The sequence below is a fragment of the Streptomyces sp. NBC_00299 genome, from assembly GCF_036173045.1.
GTDB classification, from domain to species: domain Bacteria; phylum Actinomycetota; class Actinomycetes; order Streptomycetales; family Streptomycetaceae; genus Streptomyces; species Streptomyces machairae.
In genome coordinates, this window is record NZ_CP108039.1 from 1,040,760 (window position 1) to 1,062,209 (window position 21,450).

Here is a 21,450-nt window from a genome sequence, read left to right on the forward strand (position 1 = left end):
CGGTCTGCCGCGACCTACTCAGCCGAAGCTGCCCAGGCGTGCGGAGAGGTGACCGGCGGCGCCATCCATCAGGGTGTCGGCGATCGCCTCCACCGTGCGGGCTCGCCATGGGTGGAGTTCCGTGTCCGCGACGACCTGGTTGAAGGCGCCCATGGCGGGGCCGCAGTGCACCAGGTAGTCCACCCGGGAGCGCTGGTCACCGCTCACGGCGAGACGGAAGCCGCGGGTGAAGTAGCCGCGGAACACAGCCGCCAACTGCTGCTCGGGGGTGCTGCCTGCAACTACGGGCGCGGGGGCCTCGCCGCCCAGGTACCGGTCGAGAACCTGGCTCCTGGTCTCGTCGTCCAGCTCGGCGAGCGAGCCGTGCCGGCGCCACAGCTCGTGCAGCCGGGACGCCCTGGCCGGGAAGAACAACCCCCGCTTGAGGTAGCGGGCCTGGACGCCGAGGTCGAACAGCTCGCCCCACGGAGCCGTGTCCACGTCGTACTCGCGGGCCTCCTGAAGGATGTCCTTCACCTCCGCACTCGTGGCCGCCTCCACGGAGCACTGGTTGACCGAGCCGGTCAGGACGAAGTCGGCGCCGAGCAGGAACGCGGCCCCGGCGGCCTCGGGCGTGCCGATGCCGCCCGCGCACCCGACGTGGACCCGGTGGCCGCCCGTCGCGGTCGTGTCGCGCAGCCGCAGCACGGCGGGGAGCAGGGTGAGCAGGTCGGCCGTGCTGCTCAGCCAGCCGCCGTCGGCCTCCACGCACAGATCGTCCGCCATCGGCCGGCCGGCCGCCGCGCGAGCCTCGTCCGCGGTGACCTCGCCCGTCTCCAGCAGCCGGGCGACCAGCCGCTCCGGCGGCGGGGCCAGGAACTCTGCGGCCACGTCCGTGCGGGACACCTTGGCGACAATCCGGCCGCCCTTGAGGCGGAACCGGACCAGCGCGGGGGTGATCAGCGGGAAGCCGGAGGCCTCGGCGAGGTCGACGCCGTGCCGCAGGAGCAGGTCCACCAGGGCGGACTCCTCCTCGGGGGCGCCGTGTCGGTACAGCAGGTTGACGCCGAAGGAGCCGCCCAGGCCGAGTTCCCCCGCCAGTTCGCGCAGCAGGCCGTCCACCTCGTCGAGGGGCAGGCCGCCCGTCCCCAGGAAGCCCAGCAGCCCGGCCTTGGCCGCCGCGCCCAGCATCTCGCGGCCCGAGATGCCGCCGTACAGGGCGCCCAGCAAGTACGCGCGCCGCAGACCGTACCGCTCGCGGAAGGTGGCGGCTCCGAGGGTGTCAGCCGTCGGGGCGGCGAAGGCCGTGGGTCGTGCCGGGGGCGGCAACTGGCCGGAAGACAGCAGCTCGTCGAGTTCCTGGGCGCCTGGCGCGGGCGGTTGCGCATCGAGTTCCGGGGCGCTCGGCGCGGGCAGCGGCTCCGCGTTCTTCCTGATCTTGGTGACCAGATTGGTCAGGACCCGGCCCGGGCCCAGCTCCACGAACTCGAAATCGCCGTGGCCCATCAGCCGGCGCACCGTGTCGGTCCAGCGGACCGGGGAGGCGATCTGTGCGGTCAGGGTCGCCTTGACGGCGCCGCGGGCGTACGGCTGCGCGTCCACGTTGGCCAGGACCGGGACGGCCGGGTCGCGCAGGGGGAAGCCGTCCAGGAAGCGGGCGAACTCCGTGGCGGTGTCGCGCATGTAGCGGGAGTGGAAGGGTGCGCTGACGTTGAGCCGGACAGCGCGGACACCGGCCGACTCGAAGGCGGCGCGGGCGGCGTCGATGCGCTCGTCCGGACCGGACAGCACGAACTGGTCGGGGGCGTTGTGGTTGGCCAGGTCGAGCTCGTCGATGCCGGAGTCGGCGAGCACGCGCAGCACGGTCGCCTCGTCGGAGCCGACCACCGCGGCCATCGCGCCACCGCCGGCCTCCGCCATCAGGGCGCCGCGCCGCTGCACCAGGCGCAGCCCGGTCTCGAAGTCGAAGACTCCGGCGGCGAACAGGGCGGCGTACTCGCCGAGGCTGTGGCCGATCAGGTAGTCGGCCGGCTCGGGGTCCTCGGCGAGCCGGTCGAGGTAGGTCAGGACGCTGACGACGTAGAGCGCCGGCTGTGTGTACTCGGTACGGCCCAGGCGGCGCTCCGGGTCGTGGACGCACAGTTCCTCGATCGAGTAGCCGAGCACGCGGTCGGCGATCGCGGTCTCCCGCGGGTGCCTGGCGAACAGCTCCTTGCCCATCCCTCGCTGCTGAGACCCCTGACCTGGGAAACCGTAGACCTTCATGCCGTGTGCCTTCCTTGCCGTCTTCGCTGTCACCGCAGTCGGATGGGGATGCGTGATCGGAGTGGTGGGGTTGGACGAGGCCGGTGCCGCGAGCGTCCGTGCCTGTTCCAAGACCCCTGGGTCGTGGCTGAACGGGCTGAGCAGCGGCAGCGAACCGGAGCGGTCACCCGCCGGGAGGTTGCCGCGGACGAAGTTGTGCAGGGTGCCCGAGGGACCCAGGTCGAGGTAGAGGAAGTCGCCGCGAGCCCGCATCGCGGCCATGGCCCGCTCGAACTCGATGGGTTGGCGGGCGACCTGCCAGAAGTGGTCGGCACCGGGCCGCTCGACGAGCCGTCCATCCACGCACGACACCCAGGGGATGCGCGGTGGGGCGAAGGTCACCCCGTCGAAGACGGCCCGGCACTCCGCGAGGACGCCGTCCATCAGGCTGGAGTGGTAGGCGTACTCGACCGGCACCCGCTGGTGCAGCACGTCGGCCGCGCGTAGGGCCGCCTCGGCCCGGTCCAGGTCCTCGTCGGTGCCCGCGACCACGATGTGGCCGGGATAGTTGCGGGCGGCGACCTCGCAGCCGGGCAGCGCGGGGATCCGGTCCCGGCCGTCCGGGCGGGTGATGACCGCGAGCAGCCCGCCGCGCCGGCCCGCCGGCAGGCTCTCCGCCTGCCGGACGAGCAGCCGCAGGCACGTCTCGGCGTCGATACTGCCGGAGACGACCGCGGCCGCGTACTCACCGAGGCTGGAGCCGAGCAGGTAGTCCGGCTCGACGCCGGCGGCGCGCAAGGTCTCGGCCAGGGCGAGTTCGATCATGACGATCGCCGGGTGGGTGAGCCTCGTGTCGAGGAAGGGGTCGTTCTTGCGCCGGGCCGGATCGAAGATCCGGGCGAGGACCGACTCGCCCAGCAGCCCGGCGGCGACGGCGTCGTACCGCCGCATGGCCGTGCGGAAGACCTCGTCGGACTCGAAGAGTTCCTGGCCCATGCGGTAGTACTGCGAGCCCTGCCCGGAGAACATGAAGACCACAGGCAGACGCCCTGTGGGCGGCTCGATCGTCAAAGGCGTCTCGTTGGCCGCGGTCATCGGTACGTCTCCCAGAACAGGTCGGCCGCCGCCGGCCGGGCAGGTGCTTCGGGCGCCTCGGAGGCGGTGCCGCGGATGACGACCGTGCGCTCCAACGGGGGCTGCGGCAGCGGCGGCCGGGTGGCGCGGTGGTCCGCCGGGGCCGGGGCCAGCAGCAGGTGCGCGTTGGTGCCGCCGTCGGCGAAGCAGTTGAGCGCGGCCCTGTCCGCGGCCGCGGGCCACGGGCGGAGCTCTCGCGGGAAGTACATCGCGGAGGCGTCCATGTCGAAGTGCGGCAGGGGCTGTTGTCCGGAGCGGAACGGAACCTGCTGCCGGTGGTGCAGCATCAGGACGACCTTGATGAACGCGGCGATGCCCTCCGCAGCCAGCGGATGACCGATGTTCGGCTTCACCGATCCGAGCGCGAGCCGCGTGGAGCGGGCCGGCCCGGCGCCGTAGACACCCTCGATCGCCTTCAGTTCGAGCAGGTCGGTGACGGTCGAGCCGGAGGCGTTGGTCTCCACCCAGCCGACGTCCTGCGGCGCGCGGCCACTGAGCGACAGCGCTTCGGCCATCACGTCCTTCTGGGCCCGCAGGTTGGGCGTGGCGGGTCCGGCGGTGCGGCCGTCGTTGTTGATCGCAATGCCCTCCAGAACGGCGAGCACCCCGTCGCCGTCCGCCTGAGCCCGGGCCAGCGGCTTGAGGACGACGACGCCGACGCCCTCTCCGAGCACCAGGCCGGCAGCCCGGCCGTCGAACGCGTGGAACTCCGGGCCGGGGTTGAGCAGGCCGCGCTGCCCGAACACCTGGTGCGCCCGGTCGTCCGCCAGCAGGCTCACGCCGGCGACGACGGCCGACTCGACGGAACCCGAGCGCAGTGCCTGTACGGCCATGTCCATCGCCACCAGGGCGGAGGAGCAGGCGGTGTCCACCACCAGGCTCGGGCCCTGGAAGTCGAAGAACTGGGAGATGTTGGCCGCGAGGTAGTTCTGCCCGGTGACGACGACCGGATTCTTGGCCCGCTCGAGTGCCGCCGGGTCGGGGGTGTGGGTGGCCCGGCCGCCGACGTACACGCCGACTCTGCGGCCCTTGAGATCCGCCGGGCTGTAACCGGCGTGGTGCACGGCCCTGTCGACCTCCTCCAGCAGGAGAAGCGCCTGCGGGTCCATCGCCTTGACGTCCGCCTCGGACAGCAGGAACCGGTCGGGCGCGAACCGCAGCGCCTCCGGCAGCAGGCCGGCGTGGTAACCGAGGGGGCGGCCGAAGCGGGAGTCCGGGACGGGACGCAGAGCAGTACGGCCGTCCCGCAGCAGCTCCCAGTAGGCGTCGGCGGAGTCGGCGTCGGGGAAGCGGCAGGAGAGGCCGACCACGGCTATGGCGCCGGCTCGCGGGTCAGGAGTGTGGGAGGTGGTGCCTTGCTGGTGGAGGGCGGAGGGGCTGTCAAAGGCCCAGACGGGTGCGGCGGCCACGGATTCCGACGGTGCCGGGGCCACGGACTCCGACGGTGCCGGGGCCACGGACTCCGGCCGTGCCTCAGCCTCAGGTGCCGTGCCGTCGGTCTCCGCGCAGCCGAACTCCGCGAGCAGTTCCGTCCGGTGCTCCTCGCCGAGATACGCCGCGAAACCGTCCACTGTCGGGTGTTCCAGCAGGGCCGACGGGTCGACCGATACGTCCAGGCGCTGGGCGACGGTCTGGACGAGCTGGGAGACCATGATCGAGTCCATGCCGTAGTCGTGGACCGGGACGTCCCCGGCCAGCTTGGCGCGGTCGAAGCGCAGTTCCGTCGCGAGCTGGTCGAGCAGCCAGGAGGCGATCGCCTCGACGGCCGCGCGCACATCCGCGCCCGCGCCGGCCGCCGGTCGTGGCGTGGCGGCGGGTGCGGTGGGCGTGGCGGCCGGTGCGGCGGGCGGGGTCCCCAGGCGCCGTGCGGTCAGCCGCTCGGCGCTGAACTCGGCGCCTGGGCGCGGCAGTACGGGCATCACAACCCGGGCGCCGCTCTCCAGAGCTCGGTCGAGGAGGGCAAGCCCCTGTGCGTCCGTGAGCGAGGCGAGGCCGGAGGCCTGGTAGGCAGCGCTGCGGGCCTCCCCCATACCTGTGTCCTTCCAGCTGGGCCACTGCACGCTGACCAGGGGCAGGCCGTACGGGCGGGCCTCGGCCACCGCGTCCAGGTATGCGTTTGCCATGGCGTAGTCGCTCTGGCCGACCGCGAGGGCGGGAACGGCGGCGGCGACCGACGAGTACAGCACGAACAGGCCGAGCGGCTCGTCCCGGAAGCACTCCAGCAGGGCGTCCAGGCCGAACACCTTCGGTGCGAGGACACGGGCGACGCCGGTCTGCGGCTTGCGGACGAACGCCGGGTTCTCGAAGTCGGTGAAGCCCGCGCTGTGGATCACGCCGCCGACCGGGCCGAGCCGCAGTCTGACGTCGGCGAGGACCTTGGCGAGCGCCTCCTTCTCGTCCAACGGCACGGCGATGGCCTCGACTTCGACGCCCTGGGCGGCCAGCTCGGCGAGCGGGCGCAGCTTGCGACCCAGCGGGCCGTCCTCGGCGATGTGCGCGGCCCACTCCGCGCGCGGCGGCAGTTCCTCGCGGCCGGTGAGGACCAGCTTGCGCACACCGTGCCGGGCGACGAAGTGGCGCGCGGTGAGCAGCCCGAGACCGCGCGTGCCGCCGGTCACCCACAGCACATGGCCCGCCGGGAAGCTGAACTCGGCGCGCTGTGCCCGCGGGACTTCGGCGATCGTCGCCAGGTGGCGCGCTCCCCCGCGGTAGGCGACCTCGGCGGGATCACCGTCGGCGGACAGCTCCTCGGCGACCCAGCGGCACAGCTGCTCGTCGGTCGCGGCGCCGTCGATTTCCACGTGGCGCGAGCGGACGTGGCGGTACTCGCTCTGCAGCATCCGGTACAGGCCCACCCGGGCCGCTCCGCCGAGGGCGGGCGCGCCGCGCGAGACGAGCAGGGCGCGCAGGTCGCGGCGGCCGAGGTCGACCAGGTGCTGCAGCCAGCGCAGCCAGGAGGGCAGTGCGGCGTGCGTGGGCGGCATCACGGGTCCGGTGCAGCCGGCCAGGTCGACGACGGCGTCGAAGCGGTCCCAGCGGGTGCCTGCGTCGGCGAGTTCGGCGTTGATCCGGTCGGCGGTCAGCACCTCGGCGTCCGGCAGCACCGCCGCGAGCCGGGCGGCCAGCGCCTCGGTACCGGGTGCGGCGAGCACGGCGGTGAGGGTGGGCGGCGCCGAACGGGGCACGGGTGGGGCGGGGCGCCACTGCCGAGTCAGCAACAGTCCCTCGGGGTCGCGTCGGGCGCCGGAGGCGCTGTGGCCTGCGTCGGACGCGTCCTGGTCGGCGCGACCCGCACTCCGGCCGCCGGCAGGTGCAGCGCGCCCGGCGCCGAGAGCAGCCAGTTCGGCGTCGGCCGCCGCCAGCCAGACCCGGTCGCCGTCGAAGGGGTAGCCGGGCAGCGCCACCCGGGCGCGGCTGCCCCCGGGGTGCAGGGCGGACCAGTCGACCTGCTGTCCGCCGGTCCAGGCGGTGGCGTACGCGGCGGGGTCGGCGGGAAGCCGCTCGCCCGCGGCGGGACGGCGCGGGTCGACCACGCCGGTCCAACTGTCGGCCGGGGTGCCGCCGGCGGCGAACTCGTCGAGCCGCGCGCAGAGTTCGGGCAGGTCGTGGAAGAGCACGGCCAGCCGGTGGGCCATCGCTTCCCGGCCCGTCTGCAAGGTCCGGGCGACCTGCGCGGGGCTCGCGGCGGCCTCCTCGGCACGCAGGTGGCCGGCGAGCCGCCGGGCCTGCGCGGCCAGCCGTCCGGCGTCCCGCGCGGAGAGCACCGCCAGCTGGGGACCGGTGGGGGCGGCCCCGGCACCGGCACCGTCGCCGACGTACTCCTGCAGGATGATGTGGGCGTTCGTGCCGCCCGCGCCGAAGGAGCTCACGCCCGCCGTCCTCGGCCGTACCGTGCCGTCCGCCAGGACGCGGCGGGGCCAGGGCGCCCGCTCACGCTGGACCTCGAACGGGGTCGCCGTGAAGTCGATGTTCGGATTGAGGCGGTCCGCGTGCAGGGACGGCACCAGTTCGCCGTGCCGCATCTGGAGCAGCACCTTGGTGATCGCGGCGATGCCGGCGGCCGATTCGGCATGCCCGATGTTGGACTTGACCGAGCCGATGGGCAGCCGCTCGGGCGGCTGCTCGCCGAAGGCCCGCAGCATGCCGGTGACCTCCACCGGGTCGCCGAGCGCGGTGCCGGTGCCGTGCGCCTCCAGGTAGTCGAGGTCGGCGGGTGCGAGCCCGGCCCGCTCCAGCGCCGTACGCACGAGGTCGCCCTGGGCCTTGGGGTTGGGGACGCTGTAACCGGCGCCCGCACCACCGTGGTTGACGGCGGACGCCTTCACCACGGCGAGGATCCGGTCGCCGTCGGCGAGGGCGGCGTCCAAGCGCTTGAGCAGGACGGCGCCCGAGCCCTCGGCGGGCACGTACCCGGTGCCGCCCTCGCCGAAGCTGCGGCAGCGCCCGTCCTCGGCGAGGAAGCCGCGCTGGGCGAGCTGGAGGAACTTCACCGGGTGGCTGGAGATGTTGACTCCGCCGGCCACGGCGACGTCGCAGTCGCCGTTGCGGATGGCGAGGCAGGCCTGGTGGATGCTGACCAGCGACGAGGAGCACATGGTGTCCAGACCGACGCTGGGGCCGGTGAAGTCGAAGAAGTACGACACCCGGTTGGCCACCGAGGCGTACGACGAGGAGGTCGCGAAGCCCTCGCCGCGCAGCGCCTCCTGGACGCCGTACAACTGGTAGTGGCCGTACATCATGCCGACGAATACTCCGGTGCGGGCGCCACGCAATTGCTCGCGGGTGTATCCGGCGTCCTCCAGCACATGCCAGACGGTCTCCAGGAACACGCGCTCCTGCGGGTCGGTGTGCTCCGCCTCGATCTGCGACATCCGGAAGAACAGCGGGTCGAAGCGGTCGGCGCCGGGAACGAAGCCGCCCCACTTTCCGTAGGTCTTGCCGGTGGCGGACTTGTCCGGCGAATAGAACAGGCCGTGGTCCCAGCGGTCGCGGGGGATCTCCTCGACGCTGTCCCGGCCGGCGCGCAGGTTGCGCCAGAAGTCGGTGACGTCGTCGGCCTGCGGGTAGCGTCCCGCGACGCCGATGATGGCGATCGCGGCGTCCTGCGGGGCGGGTGCGACCGGCTCGGCCTGCTTCACCGGAAGCACGGTCGCCGCGGGGACTGTGGTGTCCTGGCCGGCGGCCGGGAACGCGCCGGGGTGGGCCCCGGCCAGGTGGCCGGCGAGGTCGCGTACGGTCACGTACTCGAAGAGCAGGGTCTTCGACAGCGGGCCGACGTGTTCCTCCAGGCGGCGGATGAGGCTCATGGTGATGAGCGAGTCGACGCCGTACCGGTCGAAGGGTTCGGCGACGGCGATCTCCGCCTCGGGCAGCTTCAGTTCCTCGGCGAGCAACCGCAGGACCAGTTCCTCGGCGCGCTCGTGCGCTCCGGGCGCGGCGGTGACGGTCTCGTCCCTGGGCGGCTCGGCGCCTGCGAGGGCCTGGAGGATGCGGTCGGGGTCGCCGGCGGCCAGGAGCAGGCGCGGCGCGGTGTGGGCGAGGGCGCGGTCCAGGGCCTGCAGGGCGGGGGCGGTACGCAGCGCGCGCATGCCGAGCGCACGCTCCATGTAGGCCTCGGCGTCGGCGTCGACGCGCATCCCGCCGTCGGCCCAGACCGGCCAGGCGGCCGCGAGGGTGCGGCCGTTCCGGGCGCCTTCCCGACGGCGCCGCTCGCGCTCCTCGGCGAAGTGGTCGAGGAAGGCGTTCGCGAAGGCGTAGTCGCTCTGGCCGGCGTTGCCGAAGGCCGCGGCCGCCGAGGAGAGGGCGACGAAGTAGTCCAGCGGGTCGTCCGCCGTCGCCTCGTCGAGCAGCACGGTGCCGTGCACCTTGGCGGCGAGGACCGCGTCGGCGTCCGCACGCTCCTTGGTGCGTACGAGCCCGTCCCTGAGGACGCCGGCCGCGTGCACGACGCCGCTGACCGAGCCGTGCGTCCGGCGGGCCTCGGCGACCAGGTCGCGTACGGCGGCCGGGTCGGTGACGTCGGCGAGCACCACCCGGGCGCCGAGGGCGTCGGCACGGACCCGGGTCTCGGGTCCGGGAGCGGTGCGCGCGGCGAGCACGATGCCGCCGCCGGTGACTCCGGCGGCCCGCCGCGCGGCGGCGATGTGTTCGGCGACGAGCAGGCCCAGGGCGCCGGTGCCGCCGGTGACGATGTGCGCGCCGGCACCGGTGAACGCGGCGCCCGGCGCGGCCGGGAGGCTCACCTGCCGCCAGGCGCGGCGGGCCCGGCCCTGCGCGTCCGCGCGCACCTCGGGACCGCCGTCCGTGCCGAGTTCGGCGACGACGGCCTCGGCGGGCGGGCAGCCCGGGGCGAGGGCCAGGACGCCGAGGGCGACCGACGGTTGCTCCAGGCGGACGGTGCGGGCGAAGGCGGCCATCGCCGGCTGGGCGGGCGACGGGGCCGGCTCGGAGTGGACGTACAGGTAGCGCAGCGCGTCGCGGCGTTCGCGCTGCCAGGCCCGCAGGAAGGCCATCGCCGCGTGGAAGCCGTGCTCCACGGAGTCTCGGGCGGTGTCCTCGCGTCCGGCCAGGTGGACGACGTGGACGGGTCCGGCTCCGGTGGCACGCACGGCGGCCTCGGCGTCGAAGCCGCTCCCGAGCGGGATACGGCGCACATCGGCGCCCGTCGCCGTGAGGGCGGTGGCCACGTCGGTGGCGTCGGCGGAGGCGGGGTCGAGCAGCAGGACCCTTGCGGCGGAGGGGAGTTGGCCCTGCGGAGCGGGCACGGTCTCCCAGCCGGGCTCGAAGGCGTGGGCGACGTCGACGGCGGGCACGGCCTGCAGCCCGGGCGCGGGTGCGGTGTCCGTTGCTCGTGCGGCGTCCGTCGGGCGCAGCGCCCTCAGTGTGAAGGACTCCAGCGTGGCGGCCACCTGCCCGTTCTCGTCGAGCAGGGCGACGTCGAAGGCGAGGGAGCCCGCCGGGGCGGGGCGCCGGGCCGGGGTGGCGTACGAGTAACCCCGCTCGGGCAGAGGGGCGTACAGCCGGATCGAGCCCAGGGAGAACGGCAGGTAGGGTGCCGGGCCCGCCGGGTCCCCGGCACCGGGGACGAGCCGGCCCGCGGTCTGCAGGGCGGCGTCCAGCAGCGAGGGGTGGAAGACGTACGCACCGGCGTCCGCGCGCTGCGGCTCCGGCAGGCGCAGCGTCGCCAGCGCCTCCCCGGGGCCCTCGGCGATCTCCTCGATCACCTGGAAGGCGGGTCCGTAGGCGAACCCGAGCCGGACGAAACCGTCGTAGCAGTCGGCCCCGGCCTGGACGCGGGTGCAGCGGGCGCGTACGTCCGCCGGGGCGATGGGGGCGGGCCGGGAACCGGGGTCGTCGAACCGCAGAGTGCCGCTGGCGTGCACCGGCGCGTCCTCGTCGGCGCCGCGCACCTCGAAGGAGGCGCGGGAGGGGTCGCCGGTGACTCGGACCAGCAGCTGGTGCACGGTGCGGCCGGGGGCGAGACGGACCGGCGCCGCCCACACCAGGTCGTCGATGCCACGCACCGGGACTCCCCCGGCGGCGAGTTCGCCCGACAGGCGGCCCATCTCCAGGTAGGCCACGCCGGGCAGCACCAGGTCGCCGCCGACGACGTGGTCGCGCAGGAAGAACTCCTGTCCCGTCAGCGTCTTGGCGAACCGCTGCTCGCCGAAGGTGGAGACGTTGGCGTCCAGGAGGGTCGGGTGCAGACGGGGGCCGGGCTCTGCGGGGCGTTCGCCGGGGGTGACCCAGTGCCGGGGGCCGGCGAACGGGTAGGCGGGCAGGTGGACGCGGCGCCGGGAGGCGCCCTCGTGCAGGGTCCGCCAGTCGACATCGGCGCCGTCGAGCCAGGCGGTGGCCAGGGCGTCGAGGTCGCGGCCGTCCGGGGAGACGGTGTCGCCCGTCCGTGATGCCGTCACCTGGGCGGTGCGTACGGCGGATGGGCGCCCGGCCAGGTGCGCGGTGAGCTCGGCGCGCAGCGCCGTGGTGCCGTCGGCGACGACGGCGAGCCGGTGCGGCATCGGCTCCCGGCCCGTCTGCAGGGTGAAGGCGAGATCCCCGGCCGGGACGTCCTGGCGCCCGAGGTGGTCGGCGAGCCGGGCGGCCGAGCGCCGGAGCGCGTCATCGTCGCGGGCCGAGAGCACGAAGACCTGCTGGGTCGCGGGCTCGTCACGGGTGTCCGGCATGGGGGGTTCCTCCAACACGATGTGCGCGCCCGCCCCGCCGAAGCCGAACGAGCTGACGCCGCCACGGCGGGGCAGCTCGGCTCCGTGCGCGTCCCGGGGACGCGGCCAGGGCCGGGCGGTGGCGGCGACCTCGAAGGGGCCGCCGTCGAGTTCCAGGTAGGGGTTCTGCTCTCGGAAGTGCAGGCTGGCCGGGATGGTGCCGTGCCGCATCGACAGGACCGTCTTGAAGAGTCCGGCGATACCGGCGGCGGCCTCCAGGTGGCCGATGTTCGTCTTGACCGAGCCGATGGCACACGCTGCGGATCCGCCTGGCGCGCCCTTCCCCACCCGCAGTCGCCGGAAGGCGGTGCTCAGGCCTGTGGTCTCGATCGGGTCGCCCAGGGCGGTGCCGGTGCCGTGCGCCTCGATGTAGCCCACGGTGTCCGGGTGGACGCCGGCGGCCTGGTAGGCCTCGACCAGCAGGTCGGCCTGGGCCTCGGGGTTGGGCGCGGTGAGCGAGGTGGTCCGGCCACCGTGGTTGAGCGCGGCAGCCTTGATCACGGCGTGTACGGCGTCGCCGTCGCGCTCGGCCCGCTGGTGCGGCTTGAGCAGGACGACGCCCGCGCCCTCGCCGCGGACGTAGCCGTCGGCCCGGCTGTCGAATGCCTTGCAGCGGCCGTCGGGGCTGAGCATCTCGCCCTGGCTGAGCGCCTCGTAGACACCCGGGTCCAGGATGAGGCTGACGCCGCCCGCGATGGCCAGGTCGCAGGTGCCGTCGCGCAGGGCGGCGCAGGCCTGGTGGACGGCGGTGAGGGAGCCGGAGCAGGCGGTGTCGACGGCGATGCTGGGACCGCGCAGGTCGAGCATGTACGACACCCGGTTCGGGACGATCGACAGGGCGGCGCCGGTGAGGGTGTGGCCCTCGGCGGCGCGTCCTGCGGCCCGCTGCACCTCGTGGTAGTCGGAGTTGGTGACGGCGATGAACACGCCGACCCGCTTCCCTGCCAGATCCGAGGGGCGGTAGCCGGCGTCCTCGACGGCCTGCCAGACGGTCTCGAGCAGCAACCGCTGCTGCGGGTCCATCAGTTCGGCCTCTCGAGGTGAGATGCCGAAGAACGCGGCGTCGAAACGGTCCACGTCCGGGGCGAAGCCGCCCCAGCGGGAGCGGGAGCGCGGGTGGTCGCGCCAGTCCCAGCGGTCGGCGGGGATCTCGCCCACCAGGTCGTCGCCGGCGGCGAGGTGGTCCCAGAACTCCCCGAGGTCCATGGAGCCGGGCAGGCGCCCGGCCATACCGATGACGGCGACCTCACGGCCGGCGGGGTCCACCGGGGGCTCGGATGCGGCAGGGGTCCCGGAAGTCCCGGACCCGGCAGGGACCGCCGAGACGTCGGACCCGGCCGGAGCGGCGTGTTCGGTGGCGGGTGTCTGCGGAGCTGCCCCGAAGTGGGCCGTCAATGCGGGCGCGTGATGCTCCCACAGGTGCTCGGCGAGCGCGTGCAGCGTGCCGCGGCGGTAGAAGAGGGTCGGGTACTCGGTGATGCCGTACGCCTTGCGCAGCTCTGCGCTGAGCGCGGTGAAGCTCACGGAGTTCATGCCGGTCTCGCCGAGCGGTGTGTGCGTGCCGATGTCCTCGGGGCGCATGTCCACCAGGGCGGCGACCATCCGGGCCAGCTCGGCGACGAAGGCCGCCGTGCGGCCGCCGGTGGCTCCTGCCGGGGCGTTGGTGCCGGCCGCGGGCGGGGACCCGGCGCCGAAGCGGGCGCGCAGGTCGGCCGGCGCCAGCGACGCCAGCGCGGTGCGGTCGGTCTTTCCGTTCAGGGTGCGCGGGAAGCCCGTCACCCGGACCAGGGCGTCGGGCACCATGTGGTCCGGCAGCCAGGCAGCCAGCCGCTCGCGGTTCGGCTCTGCCGCGCCGTCCTCCAGGACGTAGCAGGCGAGCAGGGTGTGTGAGCCCGCTGCCTGTCCACGGGCCACGACGACCGCCTCGCGGACTCCGTCGAGCCGGCGCAGGGTTGCCTCGATCTCCTCCAGCTCGACCCGGTGGCCGCGCACCTTGACCTGGGAGTCGAGCCGGCCGAGGTATTCGATCGTTCCGTCGGCGAGCCGTCGTACGAGGTCGCCCGTGCGGTACATGCGGGCTTCGGCGCGCGCCGCGAACGGGTCGGGCAGGAAGCGCTCGGCGGTCAGTTCGGGGCGGCCGAGGTAGCCGTCGGCCACGCCGTCGCCACCGATGTAGAGCTCCCCGGCGACGGCGGTGGGGACGGGCCTGCGCGCGCTGTCGAGGACGTGGAGCGCGGTGTTGGCGATCGGGGCGCCCAGGGTGACCCGGCCGCCCGGGGTGAGGCGGCTCGCCGCCGACCAGATGGTGGTCTCGGTGGGGCCGTAGAGGTTCCACACCTGCCCGTTGCCCGCGAGGAGCGCCTCGGCAAGCTCGGCGGTCAGCGCCTCGCCGCCGCACAGCGCCTTCAGCTCGGGGTCGCCCTGCCAGCCGGCGGCCAGCAGCATGCTCCAGGTGGCCGGGGTGGCCTGCATGACGGTGGGGCGGGCCCGTTCGAGGGCTTCGCGCAGCCGCAGCCCGTCGCGGGCGTCCTCGGCGGCGAGCACCTCCACCGTGCCGCCGGTGACCAGCGGCAGGTACAGCTCCAGGCCGGAGATGTCGAAGCAGACGGTAGTGAGGGCCAGCAGGGTGTCGCCGGGTCCGAAGCCGGGCTCGCGGGCCATCGACCACAGGAAGTTGGTCAGCGCGCGGTGCGGCACCCGGACGCCCTTGGGACGGCCGGTGGAGCCGGAGGTGTAGATGACGTACGCGGCGTCGGACGGCCCGGCCGGCCCGGGCGAGGGCAGAGCCGGCGGCTGCTCGGAGGTGTCGACGACCAGCCGGGGCACACCCGCGATGCCGGCGCCGCAGGTGGAGTGGGTGAGCAGCAGATGCAGCCCGGCGTCCTCGGCCATGTAGGCGAGCCGGTCCTGCGGGTAGGCGGGGTCGAGCGGTACGTAGGCCGCGCCGGAGGCCTGGACGGCGAGGAGCGCCACCGGCAGGTCCTGATCGCGCGGGAGCAGCACCCCGACGGTCCGGTCACGGCCCGCTCCGGCGGCGGTGAGCCGGGCGGCGAGGGCGTCCACGCGCTCGACGAGTGCACGGTACGTCAGTTCGGTGCCGGCGTGGCGGACCGCGACCGTGTCGGGCCGGGCGTCCGCCTGCCGCCGTACCAGTTCCCAGACCAGAGTGTCGGCCGGGTAGTCGGCAGGGGCGGGCGGGGTGAGCCGGGCCCGCTCGTCCTCGGTGAGCAGCTCCAGGTCGGCCACCGGGGTGCCGGGCCCTGCCACGGCGGCGGCGAGGAGGGTGGTGAAGTGGGCGCCGAGGCGGGCCACGGTGTCCTCGTCGAAGAGGCCGGGGTCGTACTTGAGCGTGTAGCGGCAGCCCTCTTCCTGCTCGACGACCTCCAGGGTCAGGTCGAACTCGCCCTCCTGGTGCACTCCTTCGACCGGGCCGAGCACCGCGGTGTCGCCGGGCGCGTCGCGGCGGGGGGTGCGGGTCCAGTTCTGGAAGTAGAAGGCGACGTTGAAGGGGGCGCCGGCCTCGGGGTCCGCGCGGCGGAGGTCGTCGGCCAGGGTGATCAGCGGATACGCGCTGTGTTCCAGTGCGTCCAGCACGGTGCGGTGGACGCGGCGGACCAGGCCGCGGAACTCCTCGGCGCCGTCGACGCGTTCGGCCAGCACCACCATGTTCATGAAGTAGCCGAGCGTGTCGTCGAAGCCGCTCGCCGGGCGTCCGGCCGTCGGCGTGCCCACGGCGATGTCGGCCTGGTCGCTGTAGCGGTGCAGCAGTGTGAACCAGGCAGCGAGGACGACCCCGAACAGGGATGTCTGCTCGGCGCCGGCGAGGGCGCGGGCCCGGTCGGCGACCGCGGCGGGAATGTGCCCGTCCAGGCTCGCCCCGTGAAAGCCGGGCACGGCCGGTCGGGGCCGGTCCAGCGGCAGCGGCACGGTGGTCCTGCGCCCGCGCAGCCGTTCGGTCCAGTACGCGCGCAGCCTCCGGCCCTCGGCACCGGCGAGCAGCTCGCGCTGCCGGGCGGTGAAGTCGGCATAGCTGCGTGTGGGGCGCTCGGCGGGGAGGGCATGGCCCGCGAGGAGCGCGTGGTAACCGCGTTCCAGCTCGCGCAGGAGCAGGGCGATGGAGACGCCGTCGAAGACCAGGTGGTGGAAGGTCAGCAACAGCGCGTTGCGGCCGTCCCCCAGGGTGTAGAGGGTGGCGCGGACGAGGGGGCCGGCGGCGAGCTCGAAGGGGCGGCGCAGGTCGGTGCGCATCCGGTCACGCAGCTCGGCGTCGCTCGTGGCGGTCAGGAAGACCTGCTGGAAGGGGAGTTCGGGCTCGGTCGCGATCCGGGCGTACGGCCCCTCGTCGCCGGCGTGGACCGTGGCCCGTAGCTCGGCGTGCCGGTCGACCAGGTCCTGCAGGACGGCCCGCAGGGCGAGCACGTCCAGGCCGCGGTCGAGCCAGAGGGCGAGGGGCAGGTTGTAGGCGTAGGTACCGGGCGCGATCTGTTCGATCACCCAGAGGGCGCGCTGGCCCTCGGACAGGGGGTGGCGGCTCTCCTCACCGTCGGTGCGCGGGCGCAGGACGCGGGCCGCGGCCTCGGTGGCCGGGGAGATGGCGGGGGCAGTGGTCGGGGCTGGTGCGGTGGGCGCCGGGGCGGGCGTCTCGGGCGCTTCGGGCAGGGCGGGCCCGGCCGCCACTCCGGCGAGCCAGTTGGCGGCCAGGTGGGCGGTCAACTCGCGCAGGGTCGGCTGCTCGAAGAAGTCGCCGAGGGGTACGGCGACACCGAACTCCTCGTCCACGGCGGCGACGATCTTCATACCGCTGAGCGAGTCGAAGCCGTAGTCGGCCAGCGGTCGGCCGGGATCGATGCGCTCGTCCAGCTTGAGCACCCGCTCGACGAGGTCGCGCAGGCGCTCGGTGAGAGCGTCCGTGGAGGTGGTCGCGCCCGAGGCACCCGGGGTGGACGCGGTGCCCGTGGCCGGGCCTGCCGTGGGCCCGGGCGCACCCAGCAGGACTCCGTCGCTCTCCGCCACCAGGACGGTCTGGCCCAGCGCCGGGTCACCGGCGCCCAGCGCGTGGACCGGAGCGTAGCCCTCCTCGTGCAGGAGGCGCGTCCAGCCCTCTGGGGAGGCGAGTGGGGAGTCCGGCATGCGCAGGTGGCCGTCCTCGAAGGCCCACCAGCCCTCCAGGACACCGCCGCCGATGGTCAGCAGCGGCCGTACGGAGGTCAGTTCGTTGAGGACCAGCCAGCCGCCGGGCCGCAGCAGCGCCTTGGCCTTGCGCAGGGTGGCCCGCAGGTCGCTGGTGGCGTGCACGACGTTGGTGGCGACGACGAGGTCGGCGCATGCCGGCTCGAACCCCTGCTCCGCCAGGCCGCGTTCGAGGTTGAGCACCTGGAAGCGGGCGAAGTCGTAGCGTTCCGCGAAGCGTTCCCGGCCGTGTTCCAGGAAGCGCGGGGAGATGTCTGTGAAGGTGTACCCGACCCGTCCCGGGTGCGCGGCCAGCGCGGGCAGCACCCGCTCGCTGGTGGCGCCGGTGCCGGCACCCAGTTCCACGACCTCGACGGTCCGGCCCTGAGGCAGCTGCGGCAGGCGCAGGTCCAGGAAGTGGTGGACCGTGTCGCGGACCAGGAGGTTGAAGGAGTCGGTGAGCGGGTTGCCCTTGTAGAAGTTCTGCACCAGCTTCATCGAGGAGCCGGGGAACATGATCTCGGTGGCGCCCACCTCGCCGCGCAGGATGCGCGGGTACGCCTGGAGGAACAGGCGGTTGAGGGTGACCGTCGGCTCGATGTCCGGGTAGGCAGCCGCGATCCGGTCGAACTCCGCCTCCCAGCGGCCCGAGTGCCCGTCCGCGTCGACGCCGTCGACCGCCGGGGTGGTGCGGACCAGGTCGCCGTCGCGGGTCAGGAACCCGGCGTCGGCCAGGATGTTGAGCAGCGCCTCGTGCAGCCGCCGGAAGCGGTCGAGGATGCCCAGGCGGCCGCGCAGCTCCTCGGCGCCGTGCTGTTCGCCGGAGCGCCGGAAGGCTCCCATGCGCTGGTAGACGCCGAGCAGCATGGGTGCGGAGACGGCCTCCAGCTCCTCGTATCCGGTGAGGACGCAACGGGCGGCCGGGGCGGTGGCGGTACCGGTGCCGAGGTGTCCGGCCGCGGCGGCCAGGGCGGCCGGGTGGCCGCCGGCGAGGACATCGCCGTCCAGGTCCGGGTCGTGGCCCATGGCTTCCAGGGCCCGGCGCCCGGCGCGGATCGGCATGACCTGCGGCAGCCCGCTGCCGAGGATGCGGTGGACGGCGGCGATGCCCGCGGCGGCGCTGAAGCCCTGGATGCCGAGCCCGGCGAAGATGTCGGCGAGTCCGGGCTGCGCGCCGGAGCCGACCATGCCCCAGTAGCCCTGGTTGACGACGGTCACCGGATACGGCAGCCGGTCGCGCAGGAACAGCGCGTAGGCGTCCTCGGTGGCGGAGGCACAGGTGTAGGCACCGTTGCCGGCGAAGCTGCCGAAGGAGCCGGCGGAGGAGAAGTAGACCAGGAAGTCGAGGTCCTGGCCGTCGACTGCGGCGGCGAGCGCGGCGGCGCCCTCGGTCTTGACGCGGGTGGCGGCGGTGAAGGTCTCCTCGTCGAGATCGGCGAGGGCATGGTTGTCGAACACCATCGCGGCGTGCACGACCCCGTGCAGGGCTCCGAAGCGGCGGTGTGCCTCGGTGACGGCGGCGGCGAGGTCGGCGGTGGCGCAGGCGTCGCCGCGGACGTGGGCGACGTCGCCGCCGGATGCGCGGATCTCCTCTGTGGCGGCTCGCTGTTCGGGGCCGAGGTCGCCGCGGCTGAACCACACCAGCCGGGCCCGGTGGCGCTCGGCGAGGTGGCGGCTGAGTTCCTGGGCGATGCCGCCGGTGCCGCCGATGAGCAGGTAGACGCCGCCGTCCCGGAAGACTGGGCCGGGCTCGGGCAGGGTGACGCGGCCGAGGCGGCGGACGTAGCGGGCTCCGCCGCGCAGGGCGACGGTGCGGCCGGTGGCATCGGCGGGCGCGGCCAGGATGGCGTCGGCCAGGGCGGCGGTCGCGTCCTCGTCCGTGACATCGGCAGAGGCGAAGTCGAGCGCGCCGAGCCGGAGTTCGGGACGCTCCTTGGCCGCCACCTGGAGCAGTCCGTGCATGCCCGCGGCGAAGGGGTTGGTGGCGGCGGTGCCCGCGACCGGATGGACGTCGTCGGTGACCACGACGACGCGCGCGGCGCTGGTCGAGCGGATCAGGTGGAACAGGGAGAGGGAGCCGGTGCGCAGTCGCCCGGCGACCCGGTCGGCGCCCAAGCCCTCGGGGATGCCGGTGCCGACGCCGCCGAGGTGGAGCACCAGGTCGGCGCCGTCGGTCCGCTCCAGCCAGGCGGACGGCGGGAGTTCGTCGATGCGGACCGGCTCCACGCGGCTCTCGGGTATGCGGGCCGAGATCGCCTCGGCGAGCCAGGCGGAGGCCTCGGTCACGAGGGCGACGACGCGACCCGGGCGCGGGACGGGTCCGGGAGCGGATGCGTTGTCGCGCACCCACAAGGGCCGGTAGAAGTCCGGGAGTTGTTCCGCGGAGATGTCGTCGGACCCGGCCCGCAGTGCCGGCGCGGTACGGGCCGGAGGCTCGGGGATCCAGTAGCGCTTGCGGGCGAAGGGATACGTCGGCAGCTCGATCCGGCGTGCCGCGGCGGGGGTGACACGGGACCAGTCGACGTCGGCGCCGGCCGGCCAGTGCTCGGCCACCGCCACCAAGTCCCGCCGGTCCAGGGCCGCCTCGAGGGCATCGGCCTCGGTGCCGGCGAGGACGACCCGGGCCCGGGTGGCGCGGCCGGTGGTGATCCGGGCGTCGGCCGTGCCCTTGGCGTACGTCTCCAGCAGCGCCGCCGCCTCGGCGACCGAACCGACCGCCATGGCCAGCCGGAACTCGTGGGGGGTACGGCCGGACTGGAGAGTGTGGGCGATGTCGACGAGGCGGAGGGGGCCTTCGGCCGGGCGGGCGGCTCGCTGGACACCGGCGCCGGTCGGTGTGTGGGCAGCGCCCGACGCATTCGGGGCTCCCGAGGCGTTGCCGGCCGGCCCGACGGCGCCCGCGGTGCCGGCGATCGCCTGCGCGATCGCCCCCAGCGTCCGTGCCGTGGTCACCGCCGCGGGCAGCGGGCCGTCCGTCTCCGCAGTCAGCGAGGCCTCGAAGCGGGCGCGTTCGGGGACGCTGAAGCCGCAGTCGGCGAGGTCGGTGCCGAGGTCGAGGTACTCGGGGGTCACGCCGACGGTTTCGGCGGCCAGGCGCAGGCACAACCGCTGGGCGACGCCCAGGGCGTCCCGGCCGGCGCCCGCCGGATCCGCACCGTCGGCGTCACGCAGGAACGCTGCGAGGTCTGCGGCGTACGCGCGCAGCCGGTCCTCGCTCTTGGCGGACAGGACGACGAGCTGGTCGGTGTCCGGGGCGACGGATTCGGCCGGTGGGGTGCGGTACTCCTCAACGACCAGGCAGGCGTTGGCGCCGCCTCCGCCGAAGGAGCTGACGACCGCGCGCAGCGGCAGGTCGCCGTCGTCCCCCGCGTGCACCCAGGGCTGGAGGGTCTGCTGCACCTCGAAGGGCGTGGTGGTGAAGTCGATGCCGGGGTTGCGCCGGGCCGAGTGCAGCGAGGGCACCAGCATGCGGTGGCGCAGCTGGAACAGCACCTTGGTCAGGCCCGCGACACCGGCCGCCGACTCCAGGTGGCCGATGTTGGACTTCACCGATCCGACGGCGACCGTCGGCCGCTCGGCCCGCTCCGCCGCGTCGATGCGCCCGCCGAAGGCCTCCACGAGCCCGGCGATCTCGATGGGGTCGCCGAGCGGGGTGCCGGTGCCGTGGGCCTCCACGTAGCCGACGGTGGCCGGGTCGGCCTGGGCGCGGTGCAGGGCGGCGCGGATCACCTCGGCCTGTGCGGCCGCGCTCGGCACGGTGTAACCACCGGTCTTGCCGCCCGCGTTGATGGCGGAGCCGCGGATCACGCCGAGGATCCGGTCATCGTCGGCGATCGCGTCCTTCAGGGGCCGCAGCAGTACGGCGCCCACGCCCTCGCCGTCGACGAACCCGTCGGCGCCCGCACCGAAGCTCCTGAGCCGGTCACCGCGCGAGATCATCCCGCGGTCGGCCAGCATGCGCAGGTGCATCGGATGCAGGATCAGGTTGACGCCGCCGGCGATCGCGGTGTGGCACTCCCCCGACCTGATGCTCTCGCAGGCCAGGTGGATCGCGGTGAGCGATGCCGAGCAGGCGGTGTCGACTGCGAGGCTCGGGCCGGTGAAGTCGAAGGTGTAGGAGACCCGGTTGGCGATCGACCAGTGGTTGGAGTGCGCGTCGGTGCGGACGCCAAGGGTGGTGGCCTCGCCGCCCATCCACTCGTAGTTGTTGTTCATGACGCCGGCGAAGACGCCGACCGGGCCCCGGGCGGCCAGCTCGGCGGCCGGGCGGCCGGCGTCGTCCAGGACGGCCGCGGCGGTCTGCAGGAAGAGCCGCTCCTGCGGGTCCATCGCCTCGGCGTCGGCCGGCGATATCTGGAAGAAGAGCGGGTCGAACTTGTCGACGTCGTCGATGAATCCGGCCCACTTGCTGTAGCTGCCGCGCACCCCGGCCGGGTCGTGGTGGGCGTCGGCGTCCCAGCGTTCGGCGGGCACCTCACGGATGCAGTGCCGGCCCGCGGCCAGGTTGTCCCACAGCTCGGCGGGCGTCTCGGCCAGCGGGTAGCGGCCGGCGACGCCTACGATCGCCACGCCGTCGCTCGCCGGGGCCGGGGCGGAGGCCCCGGCCAGCAGGCTCAGCAGCAGCTTTCGCTTGTCGTCCACAGTTGCTCTCTCTCACAGGTCTTCGGTCGGCCACCGTGGGCCGGGGCGTCGCCGCCGGGAG

The 21,450-nt window shown here is 74.3% G+C and carries 2 protein-coding genes; both read right to left on the minus strand.

The window, feature by feature from the left end:
- Window positions 1-18: 18 nt before the first annotated feature.
- Complete coding sequence (gene fabD / locus OHT51_RS04665; RefSeq protein WP_328877590.1) at window positions 19-3,318, minus strand: ACP S-malonyltransferase; 3,300 nt, start codon at window positions 3,316-3,318, stop codon at window positions 19-21.
- Entirely contained in the window at window positions 3,315-21,389 is an 18,075-nt protein-coding gene (locus OHT51_RS04670; protein WP_328877591.1) for a non-ribosomal peptide synthetase, read from the minus strand. Before OHT51_RS04670 ends, fabD begins: the two co-directional genes overlap by 4 nt.
- Window positions 21,390-21,450 lie beyond the last annotated feature (61 nt).